Origin of the sequence: Mycolicibacterium doricum (assembly GCF_010728155.1) — a bacterium.
GTDB classification, from domain to species: domain Bacteria; phylum Actinomycetota; class Actinomycetes; order Mycobacteriales; family Mycobacteriaceae; genus Mycobacterium; species Mycobacterium doricum.
In genome coordinates this window covers 1,932,725-1,948,810 of sequence record NZ_AP022605.1, presented here as the reverse complement: position 1 = coordinate 1,948,810, position 16,086 = coordinate 1,932,725, and the positions used below count along the sequence as shown (strand labels likewise).

The following is a 16,086-nucleotide window of genomic DNA, read 5'->3' as shown; positions in this document are numbered from 1 at the left end:
GAATCAAGTCGAAGGAAGGATTTCATGGCCGCTCGCGACGCGCCCCCATTGGCAGGCGCGTCTGGCGTCATGAGATCAGGGGAAGCGCTGCCTCGATGATCACCTTCCCGACTTCGGTGCCGGCCGCGGTCGCGACCGAAGTCATCGCAGCGGTAGCCAACGTCTTGAGCCGACCCGGGGACGGGGAATCAGAGTTCGATTCACGGCGGATGTCCGACACTAGCTCTTCGCCGGCGGCGCGGAGCTGCTCATCTGCGAGCGCAGGAAGGACCTGTTCGATCGCATCGGCGAGGGCTCGCGCTTGATCCACTTTCTGACGGACGTTGACAGTCTGCGTGGCGCCGGGGCTGCTGAACGCGACGGCCACACCGCTGCTGCCCTCGATGTGCAGGTACGGGCTCTGCACCTCGGCGACGCCGGGAAGGTCCCGCACCGACTTGCCCGACGCCGCGTACTTCTCTCCATAGGGGGTCAGCTTTGGCCTGAGGACGATCCTCTGCATGGTGCCGGTGCCGTCGACGTAGCCCTCCTCCATTAGCCACTCCAGCGCGGCGTTCACCTCCTCGCGAGTGACTTCAGAGCCAGACCAAGAAGTTGCCTCCATGAAGGCAGCCGGTTTCGCCTCTGCAATGGTGGCTCCTTCGAGCCGCAGCTCGTATAGCCACGCCAGCACGCCGTCCCGTAAATTCCACAGCCGCTCGGCCTTGTTCATGGCGGTTCCTCCACTGCTTGCCGGTGACGGATCAGCGTAACTGTGCGGTCCGACAACATCGGGCACTCAGGACGAGGGCGCGTTCGCCCGCGAGTGCCCGCCGGAACGCCGCCACGAAGCCTTTTGCTGCCCGATCGACGGGAACGGAATGCACGCCGACACTGACGCGGCACGTCCATCGCTACCAACATGGGATAGGCCGTGCTGGTCAAGACGATGCGCTCACGCCTCAGCTCGGCGATTCGTGTCCGCATCAGCGCGTATCCACGTCTCCAGGTTCCTCGCTACGCCACCGTCATTGCACTTGACCACACCGGGCGTGTCCGGCAGGGTCATCCCGGTTGGCGGCCATACGATCAGGACGTGCCCACCCATGGGCGCGCGGCGGCGCAGATTCGAAACAGCGAGCTGATTGACTACCGGCCCGCTGAGGGCGAACCTGTCGCTCAAATTCCGGTCGACGAGCTGTGGTCAGCGCCGTTCGAGAAATGCGCGCCGGTCCGCAAAGCCTCGACGTACAAGGGTCAGAAAAACTTCACCGGCGAGTGGTGGTGCTCGACCACAGAGTCGCACATCTCATTCGAATCGTGGGTTGAACGTGATTTTCTGATCGCGGCCGACTTCGATCCAGACATCATTGGAATATCAGTACAGCCCTTCACTTTTCGCTTCGTTTCGGCCGCAGGAAAACAGCGGCAGCACACACCTGATGTGTTCCTCCGAACCAGATCCGGCGACGGCGTCGTCGTGGATGTTCGACCAGACCGACTCGTGGACGGTGACGCTCGCGAGGCATTCGGATCGACCATTGCGCTGTGCGGGCGTACTGGGTGGACCTACCGCCGTGTTGGAGATCAGCCTCCGATCCGAGCCGCGAACTTGCGTTGGCTCGCCGGCTACCGGAATCCGCGAAATCGACGGCAGGACGTCGTTACCAACCTGACCTCGCTACTGGCCCACAACCCGAAGACAATCGGCGCAGCCGCCCTCGCGGCGGGCGAACCGATATTAGTACTACCCACTCTCTATCACCTGCTCTGGACACACGAGATCGACGTCGATGTCGACTCGGCGCCGATCGGTGAACATACGCTGATCCGGTTGGCCACACGATGACTGCTGAGCCCGCCAAAATCGCCATCGGCGACTTTTGTCGCTACGACGGCAAGTTCTGCGAGCTGGTGGCGATAGACGGAATGATAGCGAAGCTACGTCGCGAGGACGGTCAGCTCGCAGCAGTCAAGATTGCGGACTTGTTCGCGGACAGTTCATTCGACGTCCTATCTCCCAGCGTTCGTCGCCGCCCAATCCCACCCGACTACTTCTCCGCGCTGCCGAGGCGGGTCCAGGAGCGCGTCCTCTGGCTCGAGCACCACATCTCCGAAGTGGTCGACGGGATACCAGTCGGCTCATCGCCGCAGACCACTCCGCGCAACGGATACGACATTCGATCGACATCACTCGGACAGCGAGAACGCAACAAATGCTCCGAACTTGATGCCGCTGGAACCCCATTGGGCCTGAAGTACCTTCAAGAACTCCGTCGCCGTTACGAACGATCCGGCGTTGCCGGGCTGGTTGACGGCCGTCTTCACCGCCGGCGCTCGCCAAACCGGCGGGTCGATAGTCGCTACGTGGGCGTGCTGTTGGAGGTGCTGAACGAAAACGAACTGCAGTCGACGCGCACAGAGATCGCCATGAAATGGCACGTGGACCGGCGAGTGGTCGACAAGTTCGGCGACGGCGTGAAACTGCCTTCTCACACCACGTTTCATCGGCTGATGAAACGGCTCCCCCCGGCGCGTCACGCCACTGGATCCGCTCGAACCCGGCAGACGAAGGGCCATCAGCCGGAGGGCGTGTTCGGTAAGGTCGTCGCGAGCCGTCCCGGTGAGTGGATGCAGATCGACACCACACCGTTCGATGTCGGCATCCGGCTCGATGAGTCGGTGAGGGGCCGGGTGGAGCTGACGGGCCTCGTCGACGCTGCGACGCGCACAATCGTCGCGGCGGTTCTGCGACCTACAACGAAGGCAGTAGACGCATCCCTTCTTGTCGCAAAATCGATGACGCCGGAACCGATGCGGCCAGGGTGGATCGATGCCGTCCGAATGTCGAACTCGGTCCTGCCCTACCACGCAATGCGGTCTGTCGATGACAGACTTGAGCACGCTGCTGCCCGCCCCGTCATCGTTCCCGAGAACATCGTGTACGACAACGGCGCCGTCTATCTGTCGAGCACTTTCCGCTCTGCATGCCGATCGCTCGGGATCAGCATGCAGCCTGCACACAAGGACGAGCCCACCGATAAGCCGATCGTCGAACGCACCCTGGGATCGGTCAAAACCCTTTTCGCACAATACGTCACCGGCTACCTCGGATCATCGGTCGAGAACCGAGGCAAGAACGCCGAGCAGAATGCAGTTTTCTCGCTGCAAGAGCTTCAGGATCTGCTGGACGAATGGATCGTCGTCGCCTGGCAGAACAGACCCCACGATGGACTGCGGGACCCCTTGAACCCGCAACGAAAGCTGACCCCGAACGAGAAGTACGCGTCCATGCTCGCCGTCAGCGGGTACATCCCCGCGCCGTTGACCTCCGACCAATACATCGCACTCCTACCCAGCCTGTACCGGACGGTGACAGCCGCAGGCATCACCATCGACTACCGGACCTACGACAGCGACGACTTGGACGCTGCGCGGGGTGAGATTTCCGGGGTACCCGGCAAGGGCACGCAGTGGCAGGTCCACTACGACCCCTACGACGTCAGTCGCATTTGGGTTCGCAACCACCACGGCGAGGGCTACCTGATGGCCTGCTGGACGCAGCTCCATACCGCACCGCAGCCGTTCGGGTCGTCACTGTGGGAGCATGCACGTCAACTCGAGACAAGTCGAGGAGAGCGACGAACCTCGCAAGAGGCGATCACGGCCGCAGTCGAGGACCTCTTGGGACGTGCGTCCGTGGCACCCGAGCCGCCGGCTCGGCGTCGCCGCACCGCAAAGGACCGCCGAGCAATCGCCCGGACGCGGGCGGCGGCGGAACTACCACCCACAGTGCCGCCAGCAGCGAACCAGCCTACGGCTCAGTTGTCCCCGGAGGAAGACGACGATATCGACGACGTCATCCCACTACCCGTATTCGACGCCGAGAAGGAGTCCGACACATGGTGATTCGAAGATGACCGTCGATGAGCAGGCGGCCGAGCCCGACCTCGACCCCCGTCAGCTGCCGTCAGTAACGCTTGATGGTTGGCGCAGATTCGTCGACGCCAAACCCGCAATATTTGACCTACCCGATCACGATTACTACAGCACGCTCACCGGGGTGGAGAAGCTCGCCTTCGATGACCGACGCATGGCCTACCACTCGGAGTTGGTCATCATCGAGACTTCAACGGTCCGCCACATCACCCGCCAGGGCCGGCTGCTGACTCTGCTCAATCAACGTGAATGCGGCGCCCGCCGATCCATGATCGTGTCAGGGCCGTGGGCGAGCGGGAAGACCACCACCATCAAGTTGCTCGGAAAGATCCACGAGCAGAACGTACGCCGCCGGTATCCCGGCCAGGACCGGATACCTGTCGTCTACATCACGACACCGCCGAAAGGCTCGCCCCGCAAGCTCGCTTCAGAGTTCGCCAACTTCCTCGGACTTCCTACGCGGCAACGTCACAACACCACAGACATCGCCGATGCCGTGTGCCACGTGCTCACCGAGGCCCGGACCGAGCTCGTCATTGTCGACGAGATCCACAACCTCAACCTTGCCAGTGCCGCCGGCGAGGACATGTCCGATCATCTGAAGTACTTCAGCGAGCACATGCCCGCCACATTCGTCTACGCGGGCATCAACGTGGAGCGCTCCGGGCTGTTCACCGGAGTCCGCGGCCGGCAAATCTCGGGACGGTCCGTTCTGATCAAGACGGGCAACTTTCCATTCAACGACGAATGGAAATCGCTTGTCGCATCAATGGAATCAGCATTGCGCCTCTACAGGCACCGAGAGGGCACTTTGACTCGCAACTCGAAATACCTACACCAACGAACGGGCGGGTCGATCAGCAGTCTGAGTCATCTCATCCGGGTAGCCGCGATCACGGCAATCCTCAGCGGAGAAGATGCGGTCAGCCGGGAGTCGCTCGACGCAGCCATCATCGACCATGCGGCAGAGTCCGCGACCAGTCACCCAAGCGCGCCGAAAGCCGGCTAGGCCGAATCATGCAGACGTTTACGACGGGCAGTCGCAATCAGACACTTCCGCGCCCCGTGAAGCCGCTCCCCAACGAGGTACTTGCCGAATATCTCGCTCGCCTAGCGAAAGCGAACGGCATCAGTAGGTCTCGCCTCGAAGCGCTGCTGACCCGCCGCGGACCAACGATGCGGGCTGCTTTGTGCAAGAGCGTGTCGATGAGTGACCGCGCTGTAGCCTTCGCACTGCCTGAATTGCGGGTCCCTGCCGATTGGACAATCTACCCGCAGCTGCACCGGCGCGAAGTTGAGTCCATCGGCCCAGGCTGTCCACACTGCGCGTCGAGGCACGGAGAACGAATCACATTCCCACAAGTCTGGTCCACACACGACCACGTGTTCTGCGGCGTACATAGTCTGTGGCTCAACGGAACTGCGTTCCGTGTGGACGCTACGCGGCCGGTCACGAAAGTCATAGGTGCTTCACGTGCGGACATACTGCTTGCACACCGACGTCACCAAAGGTTTATTCACAGCCATGGCCGGGCGTCGATTCGTCAGGCGATCTCCGATGCCTACGAGGTAGTGGAGCACTGGAACTACTGGCAGCCGTTGGAAGCCGTCAGCTTCCGCTTGGCCGAGCTTGAACCCGACGAGACCCAGCGGGGTTCCGGCACCGCTTGTCGCAACGCAGCCATGTACCCGGAGATCGTGCGCCTAGCAACTGCGCTGTCCGACCCTTCCTGGAAGTCTCGACTGCTTGCGGCGAGCAGAGTTGAGCGTGGCAAATCCCTGCTCGACCTGTTCGAGCTCGTTATCGACGGCCATGTGCCGTACCGCGCCGCGGATCCCCTCTACGAGTGGAGGCTTCGTCAGCTGGCCGCGCTGGATACCGATAGCCGAAGGGATGCAACTACCAAAGGAGAGGGAGGACCACGATGACGACCAACGATTGTGTGCCGGCGCTGCCGTGGGGCGCAGCGGGCTGCACTGAATGGGAGTTGGATGGTGATGAGCTGTACAGGATTGTTTACACCGACGAGCAGCGCGTGGACGGCTGCGAACATGGGGTGCATCTGTCTGCTCTCCAGCATCCGGATGGGACGCTCAGCCGAGATAATCCGACAGAAATCTACGTGTATATCGCTGGTGACGGCCCCTTGTCCGGTGCACAATCCCGTGCGCTGGCTCAGATACTGCTCGACGCCGCCGAGCAAGCTGACGGATGGGGGGCGCTGGAATCGAGTGAGTAAGTGCAAGCGGTCATGCGCACTCACCTGCATGGACTGTAAAGCACGAGGGACAGAGGCTTTCTGATCTCTGGGAACCTTGACCGTTTGATCCTAAAGCCGACGCACGCGCGGGGCTCGTGACACGTTGTTCGCTGGCCTTCGCATCCCGGCGCAGCGCTGCGATAACGGCGTTCCGCAGCTCAGTTGGTACTTGCCTGGTACGGAGCAGCTTGCCCACCCGGTCAACTAATTCGTTTTCAGACAGCGTTTTACCGGCTGACGCATTCCGGCAGTACTGCAGCACCTCGCTTGGGGGCACGATGTCAATGGTCCGGGGACCGAGTTCGCGTGCGACTGCTGAGGACTGGCTCGGTAGCCTGAAAGTCCTTGGCTTATTGCCGGTTTGGTTGAACGGATTCTCCGAAACGATCCTCTGCCGGCGCTCAGCCGCTGAGATAGCCCTGTTGATTAGTCGAGAAAACTCGTCGTGAGACTCACCGCTCCCCGCGCTCTTTCTGTACACCTGGTGTATCCGCCAGCCGGTCACGGGACCTTCGACTCCGACAATGCGAACAATGTTGTCGATGATGCGGTCGGCCGGTGTCTGCGAGATCGGTGACAACGCTTCGGAAAAAACAGGATAGGTCTTCAGTGCCGGAAGCCCAGGGCTGGTCGCCTGCGGCATAGCGCTCAAAGACGCGGGTGACTCTTTTTGTTGCGGAGCGACGCGGCGCGGCCGGTCAGCAAACGTACCCTCCCTAGTGCGGGCGGACTCCTGGTTCGAAGGCCCAGGCTCGGCCGCCAGGCTACGGGGCGTTGGCGGCGGATGAATGACAGGTACCGGTGTCGACGGCCTCTGCGAAGCTGGCGGACGCTCGCGACGGGGTTGCTCGGAAACGGCCGTGCTGTCGCCTATCTTCGTCTCGGCTGGGGTTCGGGCGGGCGCGGCCTGTGCCGGTTGGCCAAAGAGCCTTTCGCGCTCGGAGGCAATGATGTCGCGGGCGAGTTCCGCTTCCGTAATGTCGTAGGCTTCCGGAGCGCTTGCGGCCATATCACTCTCGCGCGCGAAGCTTTCGAACAGCGCCTTCTTCGTCGCGAGGATTTCTCGGAGCCTTTGATCCACACCTTCTTCGGACAGCAGCCGATGAACCTGCACAGATTCCAGCTGTCCCATGCGGTGTGCACGGGCGATGGCTTGCCACTCGGTGGTGGGTTTGAGTTGTGGTTCGCAGATCACGACGACAGATGCCGCTTGGATGTTCAGACCCACGCCGCCGGCGACGATCTGGGCGACCAGCACTGCACCCTTCTTGGCAGCGGAGAAGTCGTCCACCAGTACCTGTCGCTGGCTGGCTGCGACTGACCCGGTTAATGGGCCGAAGACCCTTCCGGGCATGTGCCGTGCGATGTCGCGCAGGACGTCGAGGAAGTGCGAGAAGACGACAACACGGCGCCCATTTGCTTCCGCCTCCAGAACGATCTCGACCAGGCGCTGCATTTTGGTCGACTTGAGTCCCTGCTTCATCGTGGCTTGCCGCATCGCCATGAAGTTTCGCTGCTCTACGGCAGCGCGGTAGGCGGCGACGTCCTCGCCCGACATCGGCATCCACTCGTCGACCTCGACGAGTTCCGGCAGCTCGGTGAGGACGTCTTCTTGGTTGCGTCGCAGGTACGCCGGTGCGACCTGGCGACGAAACTTCTTCGGAGCGAACTCGTTTGCATCCAACACAAGGTCTGGGCGCAGGTACCCGACGAGATTGCGAAACTCGTCCAACCGATTCTCCAGCGGTGTGCCGGTCAGGAGAATCGCTCGTTCACAGGAGCCAATGAGTTGCGACGTCCGCTGCGTACGAAGCGCGTCGGGGTTCTTGATGTAGTGCGCTTCATCGACGACCACGCAGCTGAGTGCCGGTGTGGAGACCTCGTCGTTGAGCCAACGCAGGGTCTCGAAGGTAGTGACGCCGACGCCGCCGTTACGCTCCCAGTTCTTGGCCGCCCATTGCCGGTCGGGCCCATGTAGGCGGTGCGCGGGCAGTTTCGATTTGGCGGTGACTTCGCGGACCCAGTTAGTCACTACTGCTGCGGGGCATACGACGAGGAAGTTGTGCTCGCCTTTCGCGCGAAGGTGCGCCAATGCTGCGATGGCTTCGACGGTCTTACCCAGGCCCATCTCGTCGCCGATAATGACTTTCCGCTGGACCAGAGCGAAGCGTGCAGCGAAGCTTTGATATCCGCGTAGCGACGCGGTGAGGTAGTCGCCTTTCAGCTCGAAATCACGGACCGCTTCAATGATTTCGGTGGGCAGGTCGCCGTGGGTCTTCTCGTCGTCCTCAGTGATGAAGCCCAGCTCGGCGAGGAGCGCAAAGTAGTCGGCAGGCCGGGTGAGGAAGTCCTCCCACGGGTCCCCGCTTGTTGCCGCGTCTTGCGCATCGGCGATCGCGCGCGCGGACCGGGCCACAATTTTAATGGCGTCGCGGAAGTCCTCGACGGTCGACAAGGCGGTCGGGATGACGATGGCGTGAGTGACCGTATTATCGATGGCTGCCGCAACGGGTGCCAGTTCCTCGACGATCGCCATGTCCGCCGACGACGTGGAAGCACGACGTGCCGCATCCCAGGCGCGGAGGCGGCGCAGGAATTCAGTGTGTTCTGGGGTTCGGTTCTTAATGTCGATGCGCATCGGCATCTCATCGAAGGTGTTCTGTCTCAGTGTCCGAGCGGCAGCTCGGATGCGGGTCGCGGAGGTTTCCCCGATGCCGTCGAAGTACTCGAGTATGCCCTCGTTGTTCAGGACGGCGAGCACGTTGGTGATGCCGTTGTCCGTCAGAGCCCCGACGCGGATCTTGTCGCGGGTGGCTTCCCGGAGCCGTTCGACGGACATGTCGGCCAGCATCCGGTCGGTCTCTTTGCTTCGGACCTTGTTGCCGGCGTCGTCTGCAGATTTGCGCAGCTTGGACTCTTCGGCGGCTGCGCGCCGGATGACAGCTGTGGCGTTCGGGAGAATCGCGAAGGTCGTCGAGTCGTCAAGCGCGGCGGTTTGGCCGTGGTCGGGTAGCTGCTGTTTGAACCCCACCCAGTCGGCCAGCGCGTCGCGCACGGTCAGCGCGCGGATCCGTTGATCGTCCACCGGCCTGGCCTGGTCGATAGCCTGGCCGATACCGCTGGTGAGAAACCACCGCCGGTAGTCGGTGAGGAACTGTGCTGCCTGGTTGGCTTTGTCCCGTGTGCCCCCGAACATCAGCAGGCGGCCGAACCCCGTGACTTTTCTCAAGTCCTCCGTCGCCGCTGCGACCTCGGTGGTGAGCCGGTCGAGTTCTCGTTGAACGTCGGGGTGTATCGGCGGGAGGCAGGCCGAACGCGCCGCGGCTTGAAAGACGGCTTGGTCGGTGGAGCGCAACGGGATGACGTGCCAGAGGTAGCGGTTGTTTCGTCGGGCCTTCACAGTGCGCGCTCGCAGTGCTGCGGACTGTGCGACGGCCGCTTTAGCAATCTCGTGGCGGGCCGCGGTCACTGCTGTGGCGGCGTCGACCCAGCCTCGTATTTCGTCACCAATTGCCGATGTTGACGGCTGTTCGTCGCTGCCCATGGTCCCCGTTGATCGACTCGCTCCCTTGCGGGAGATTAGCGGACCTAGCGACGATTCGCGGACTACCCCCGATACTGTCGGAGGGGTCGACTAGCGTGGGCCGGCTATCGACGGGGAGGACAAACAGTGCTGCTGGAAGAGCTGAAGCCTGGCTTGCGCATCGACGGGCTGATCCCGTCCCAGGTAATCACGGTGATCTTTGCCCAATGGCACGGCACCGACGCGCTGGAGCTGACTTACAAGACCAACGACGGCGCACTCGGTCAGCAGGTCGTGTTTCGCAAGGACCAGGACATCCTCACCGTCGCCCAGACCGGCAGCCGCGCGTTCGATGCCAACGCCACCGACTTCAAGATGGTTGCGGAGGCGCAGCGGATCACGCTGGCGGGCCTGTTTGACCCCATGCTGGCCGTGGCGACCAGCGATGTCCGGCCGCTCCCCCATCAGATCCGTGCGGTCTACGGCGAGCTTCTCCCCCGCACTCCGCTGCGCTTCCTGCTCGCCGATGACCCCGGCGCCGGCAAGACCATCATGGCCGGCCTCTACATCAAAGAGCTGCTGCTGCGCGACGACGTGCGTCAATGCCTCATCGTCGCCCCGGGCGGCTTGGTCGAGCAGTGGCAGGACGAGCTGTTCTTCAAGTTCGGGCTGCGGTTCGACCTGCTGACCAACCAGCTCATCGACGCCAACGTCAACCTAAACGTCTTCGAGACGAACCCGCTATTGATAGCGCGAATGGATCAGCTTTCGCGCAACGAGGAGCTACAGGCCCAACTCAAAGAAACCGAGTGGGATCTGATCATCGTCGACGAGGCCCACCGCATGGGCGCCCACTACTTCGGCGGCAAGCTGGAGAAGACGAAACGGTTCCTGCTCGGTGAAATGCTCGGGCGCATCACCCGGCACCTGCTGCTGATGACCGCGACGCCGCACTCCGGCAAAGAAGAAGACTTCCAGCTCTTCCTCACGTTGCTCGACCGCGACCGCTTCGAGGGTAAGAACACCAAGACCGCCAACACCGACGGCATCATGCGTCGGATGGTCAAGGAAGACCTTCTGACGTTCGAGGGCAAAAAGCTGTTTCCCGAACGCCGCGCCGAAACCGTGCCCTACGAGCTCACCGCGCTGGAGTACTCGCTGTATGCAGAGGTCACCGACTACGTGCGCGAAGGCATGAACCGGGCCGACCGGGTGGGCGGCAAACGAAAGAACACCGTCGGGTTCGCATTGACCGTGCTGCAGCGTCGCCTGGCATCTAGCCCCGAAGCCATCTTTAGGAGCCTCGTTCGGCGCACCGAGCGCCTGGAGCGCAAAAAGCTGGAAATCCTCAACGGCACCTACACCGATAGAGAACCCACCATCGACTTCGAGGGCCTGGACGCCGACGACTACAACTCCGAACAGATCGAGGAACTCGAAGAGGAACTGCTCGACGCTGCCACCGCTGCTCAAACCGTCGAGGAACTCGACGCCGAAATCCTCGAACTCGCAGACCTGACGACGGTTGCCAAGCAAGTCCGCGACTCCGGCACCGACCGCAAGTGGACCGAGCTCAGCAGAATCCTGCAAGACGAAGCGCTGACCGTCGACGCCAACGGGTGGCCGCGCAAACTCATCATCTTCACCGAACACCGCGACACTCTCGACTACCTCGCCGGCCGCATCCGGACGTTGATCGGCAAGCCCAACGCCGTCCAAGCCATCCACGGCGGGGTGCGCCGCAAGGAACGGCGCATGATCACCGAAGAGTTCACCAAGAACCGCGACTGCCAGATCCTGCTAGCCACCGACGCCGCCGGCGAAGGCCTCAACCTTCAAGCCGCCCACCTGATGGTCAACTACGACCTACCGTGGAACCCCAATCGCATCGAACAGCGCTTCGGCCGAATCCACCGCATCGGCCAAGAAGAAGTCTGCCGGCTATGGAATCTCGTCGCCAGCAACACCCGCGAAGGCGCAGTCTTCGAACGCCTGCTGGAAAAGATCGAAGAACAGCGGAAGGCGTACGGCGGCAAGGTCTTCGATGTTCTCGGCGAGGCTTTTGCCGATACACCTTTACGTGACCTGCTACTAGATGCGATCCGCTACGGTGAGCGCGACGACGTGAGGGCCAAGATGCACGAGGTCATCGACCACAAGGTGTCCGATGGGCTGAAAGAGTTGCTCGACGAACGCGCGCTGGCGTCGGATCACCTCGCCGACGCGGATCTCGCCAAGCTTCGCGCCGCCATGGACGAAGCACGTGCCCGCCGTCTACAACCGCACTACATCGAACTCGCATTCAAGGCCGCGTTCACCCGGCTCGGTGGCCGCATCGCCAAACGCGAACGTGGCCGCTACGAGATCGCCAACGTCCCAGCGCAAATCAGAGCCAGCAAGTACCAGCCGATCGCGACCAAGTACGACCGAGTCGCCTTCGATCTGGAACACGTGCACTCCGAGGAACTGGCGCGCGCCGACCTGCTCGCGCCAGGACACCCGCTACATGACGCGGTGATGGACGAAGCTATCCGGCATTTCGGCGGCACTCTCAACAGCGGCACGGTGCTCGTGTCGGCGACGCTGGAGGAGCCCCATCTGCTGGTCGGTGTCGTCGAAGAGGTCGCCGACGCCACCGGTGCCGCAGTGTCCCGACGATTCGGCTACGCCTATGTCGACAGCCTCGGCACCGTGACGCCCGCCGGCCCGGCACCATACCTGGATTGCGTCGCCGCACCCGATACCCCAGCCGTTGCCGCGGCACGACGGTCTCCTTGGCTTACCGAAGCTGAAGATCGCGCAACCAGCTGGATCATCACCACCCAACTGCCCGAGTACCTCGCCGAGGTGCAACCCCGCCGAGCAGCCGAACTCGCCAAGGCGCGCGAACTCGTCGTGAAACGGCTTGAAGGAGAACGTGACCGGCTCCTTCTGGACGCTGCCGTCGCAGCCGAGAAGGAACGCGCGGGCGAGAAGCCGAAAGAGTCAGCCGAAAGCCTCAACCGGAAAGCAGTCGAGCTTGACGCTCGTCTACGCAAACGCCTTGAGCTGCTCGACAAGCAGGCGCTGATGTCGACCAAGCCACCGCGCATCATGACCGCCGCACTTGTACTCCCGGTTTCCATGGTGGACGGCGAGTTGCCTGCGTCGGCACCTATGCACGCCAAAGAGACCAAAGAGGTCGAGCGCCGAGGTGTCGACCTAGTGATGGCGACGGAACGAACGCTTGGCCGTACGCCAGTCGAACAGTCCTTCAATAACAAAGGATTCGACATTCTGTCCTCGGATCCTGGCGGTGATACCTACCGCATCGAGGTCAAGGCCCGATTGGATGGTGCCACCGACTTCTTTGTTACGCACAACGAAGTGATGGTCGGCAAGAACGCGGCACCTCGCTACCGGCTGGCGTTGGTGAAGGTTCATCCGCGAGGCCCACGTCATGACGAAGTCCGTTATCTAGACAATCCGTTCGCCTCGACCGACCTCGGCGACTTCGACGCCACCGGCGTCCGCGGCGATTGGAACAGAATGTGGAACAAGGGAACTGAGCCTTTCTGATGACTTCCAAAACTCAAGTACCAAAGCGCAAACTGATCGAGGTCGCGCTGCCACTGGAAGTGATCAACCGAGAATCGGCCCGAGAAAAGTCGATCCGGCACGGCCACCCCTCGACCCTCCATCTGTGGTGGGCGCGCCGCCCGCTCGCCGCGGCCCGCGCGGTCTTGTTCGCCCAGCTCGTCGACGATCCGTCCTCGAATCCTAGGGAGTTCCCCACCGAGGAGTTGCAGCGCAAAGAGCGGGAGCGGCTACACAAACTGATCCGGCGCCTGGTCGTCTGGGAGAACATTCGCGACGAGAGTTTGCTCGCCGAAGCGTACGCGGAGATTCTCAAGTCCACTGACGGTAATCCCCCACCCATCCTCGACCCGTTCGCCGGCGGCGGCACCATTCCACTCGAAGCGCAACGACTCGGACTGGAAGCGCACGCATCGGACCTCAATCCCGTTGCAGTACTGATCAATAGAGCACTGATCGAGATTCCACCAAAGTTCCGTGATCAGGCGCCAGTGTTCCCGGGGCTCGCCGAGTCGGAGATTCGCTCTTGGAAGGGCGCCGCAGGTCTGGCCGCGGACGTGCGGGCGTACGGCAGCTGGATGCGGAACGAGTGTGAGAAGCGTATCGGCCACCTGTACCCCAAGGCCACGCTTGAAGACGGATCGACAGCCGGGGTTATCGCCTGGATCTGGGCGCGAACTGTAACCTGCCCCAACCCAGCATGCGGAATTGACATGCCGCTCGTTCGGTCGTGGTGGCTCAGCAAGAAGAAGGGAAAAGAGGCGTACGTCGTTCCAGCGATCGTGACGGACAGTGAGGCGCCGGGCGGGCGTCGTGTGCGGTTCGAGATCGGCAACAACCCGTCTCTGGGCCCTGCGGCAAACAACGACGGTACGGTCGCGAGGACAGCGGCTACCTGCGTAGCGTGCGGGTCATCTGTCCCGCTATCGTACGTTCGCGCCGAAGGTCGGGGCGGGCGCCTACGCAACGTCCTGATGGCAGTCGTTGCAGAGGGGCAACGCCAACGGGTGTACCTAGCGCCGACTGATCTGCACTCACATGCGGCGAGTATCGAGCGCCCTGACTCCGCGCCGGTGGGCTCGTTGCCACCGCACGGCCTGAGCCCCGCCAACCCGCAGACACCTCGAATCTACGGATTCTTTGAGTGGGCCGATCTCTTCACCCCGCGGCAGCTCAACGCGCTCACCACCTTTAGCGATCTGGTCGGCGACGCTCGTGAGCGTGTGCGGGCCGATGCCCTCGCCGCTGGCATGCCCGAAGGCGACTGCCTCGAAGCCGGTGGCACCGACGCTGACGCCTACGCGGACGCGGTTGCGACGTATCTGGGGTTCGTACAGAGCAAGATGACGAATCTTTCGTCATCGATGACTACCTGGATGAGCGATCGCGGTGCACTTCGGGAAACCTTTGCACGCCAGGCATTACCTATGACCTGGGATTTCGCCGAAGCGAACGTGCTCTCAGATTCGGGGGGGCGGGTGGTCTACGTTCCTTGACAAGGAGTGCAAAGCCATCGAGTACGTACCTACGGGCTGCGGCGAAGCCCGCCAGGCAGACGCAGCGACACGCAACATGGCTAACTATGTAATCAGTACCGACCCGCCCTACTACGACAACATCGGTTACTCCGATCTGTCGGACTATTTCTATGTGTGGCTACGCCGCTCATTACGGCCGATCCACTCAAACCTGTTTAGCACCGTGCTGGTGCCGAAAAACGAAGAACTCGTTGCCAATCCGCACAGGCACGGAGGCAAGGCCGGCGCGCATCAGTTTTTCGAGGACGGATTCCGCGAGGTGTTCCGTCACACACGAGGGACCGCGATGTCCGACTACCCGATAACCGTTTATTACGCCTTCAAGCAATCGGAAAGCACAGATGTCGGAGAGGTTTCGACCGGCTGGGAGACACTGCTCGAAGGCATGATCGGCTCAGGCTGGGCGGTGACCGCAACATGGCCACTCCGGACCGAGGGTAGCGGAAGACTCCTCGCCAAGAATACCAACGCCCTTGCCTCTTCCATCGTTCTCGCCCTCCGGCCCCGCCCAGAAGATGCCGGGAGCACCGACCGCCGCCATCTCGTCGCCGCTCTCCAACATGAGTTGCCATCAGCACTCAAGGAACTTCAACAAGGCGCGATAGCCCCAGTCGACCTCCCACAAGCCGCGATCGGCCCAGGTATGGCGGTTTTCTCTCGCTATTCAGCGGTGCTTGAGCCCGATGGTTCGAAAATGTCAGTTCGCTCTGCATTGGCACGGATCAACGAAATCCTGGACCAGGTACTCAATGAGCAGGAAGGTGACTTCGACAATTCCAGCAGGTTCGGAATCGCGTGGTATCGCCAACATGGCTACGGGACTGGCACTTTCGGGGATGCAAACAACCTCGCCAACGCCCGAAACACCACCGTCAATGCAATGGACCGCGGCGGAATTCTGACCAGTCGGGCCGGCAAAGTCCAACTCATCAAGCCGTCAGATCTGAGCACGGACTACGACATTCTCGGGGATCTCCACACCAGCAATTGGGAGGCACTGCACCATCTGATCAAGACCCTCGAAGGCGGAGGTATCAGCGCAGCCGGTGATTTCTTACGCACCGCACTGAGTCGTCCTGTCGACGCTGACCTCATCAAAGAGTTAGCGCACCTCTTGTTCCGCATCGCGGAGAGCAACGGCTGGACGAAAGACGCACTGAGCTTCAATACTCTGGTCACCAGTTGGCCCGAGATCTCCGATGCCGCACGAACAGACACATCTGCAGCCAGTTCGCAGAGTGCATTCGACTTCGATGAAGAGGACGACTGA

General features: G+C 62.0%; 8 protein-coding genes and 1 pseudogene. 7 read left to right on the top strand and 2 right to left on the bottom strand.

Going from position 1 to position 16,086, the window contains the following annotated elements:
* Positions 1-67 precede the first annotated feature (67 nt).
* Positions 68-712 (bottom strand): hypothetical protein, encoded by a 645-nt coding sequence (locus G6N07_RS09605; RefSeq protein ID WP_064874036.1) that lies wholly within the window; start codon positions 710-712, stop codon positions 68-70.
* Between the two features lie 201 nt (positions 713-913).
* Between G6N07_RS09605 and G6N07_RS09600 the strand changes: the two genes are divergently transcribed.
* The 5 genes from G6N07_RS09600 to G6N07_RS09580 all read left to right on the top strand — a co-directional run bounded on the left by G6N07_RS09600 (position 914) and on the right by G6N07_RS09580 (position 6,158).
* The gene (locus G6N07_RS09600) at positions 914-1,828 is read left to right on the top strand and encodes a TnsA-like heteromeric transposase endonuclease subunit (protein WP_082947930.1); all 915 of its coding nucleotides are present in this window, start codon (positions 914-916) and stop codon (positions 1,826-1,828) included.
* Entirely contained in the window at positions 1,825-3,888 is a 2,064-nt protein-coding gene (locus tag G6N07_RS09595; RefSeq protein WP_225892162.1) for a Mu transposase C-terminal domain-containing protein, read from the top strand. The genes G6N07_RS09600 and G6N07_RS09595 overlap by 4 nt, the downstream gene beginning before the upstream one ends.
* Before the next feature lie 7 nt (positions 3,889-3,895).
* On the top strand, positions 3,896-4,927 hold the full coding sequence (locus G6N07_RS09590) for a TniB family NTP-binding protein (RefSeq protein ID WP_064874038.1): 1,032 nt from the start codon (positions 3,896-3,898) through the stop codon (positions 4,925-4,927).
* A 422-nt stretch (positions 4,928-5,349) separates the two neighbouring features.
* Positions 5,350-5,847 carry a hypothetical protein gene (locus G6N07_RS09585; RefSeq protein ID WP_131810932.1) on the top strand — a complete coding sequence of 166 codons (498 nt, stop codon included), beginning with the start codon at positions 5,350-5,352 and terminating at the stop codon, positions 5,845-5,847.
* Positions 5,844-6,158 (top strand): hypothetical protein, encoded by a 315-nt coding sequence (locus G6N07_RS09580; RefSeq protein ID WP_064874043.1) that lies wholly within the window; start codon positions 5,844-5,846, stop codon positions 6,156-6,158. Before G6N07_RS09585 ends, G6N07_RS09580 begins: the two co-directional genes overlap by 4 nt.
* A 10-nt stretch (positions 6,159-6,168) precedes the next feature.
* On the opposite strand, the gene G6N07_RS09575 is transcribed toward G6N07_RS09580, so the two are convergent.
* The gene (locus G6N07_RS09575) at positions 6,169-9,723 is read right to left on the bottom strand and encodes a DEAD/DEAH box helicase (RefSeq protein WP_082947931.1); all 3,555 of its coding nucleotides are present in this window, start codon (positions 9,721-9,723) and stop codon (positions 6,169-6,171) included.
* A gap of 126 nt (positions 9,724-9,849) precedes the next feature.
* Between G6N07_RS09575 and G6N07_RS09570 the strand changes: the two genes are divergently transcribed.
* Together G6N07_RS09570 and G6N07_RS09565 are read left to right on the top strand one after the other, a co-directional pair.
* Positions 9,850-13,260 carry a helicase-related protein gene (locus G6N07_RS09570; RefSeq protein ID WP_064874045.1) on the top strand — a complete coding sequence of 1,137 codons (3,411 nt, stop codon included), beginning with the start codon at positions 9,850-9,852 and terminating at the stop codon, positions 13,258-13,260.
* Positions 13,260-16,086 (top strand): annotated as a pseudogene (locus tag G6N07_RS09565) (DUF1156 domain-containing protein). Before G6N07_RS09570 ends, G6N07_RS09565 begins: the two are co-directional and overlap by 1 nt.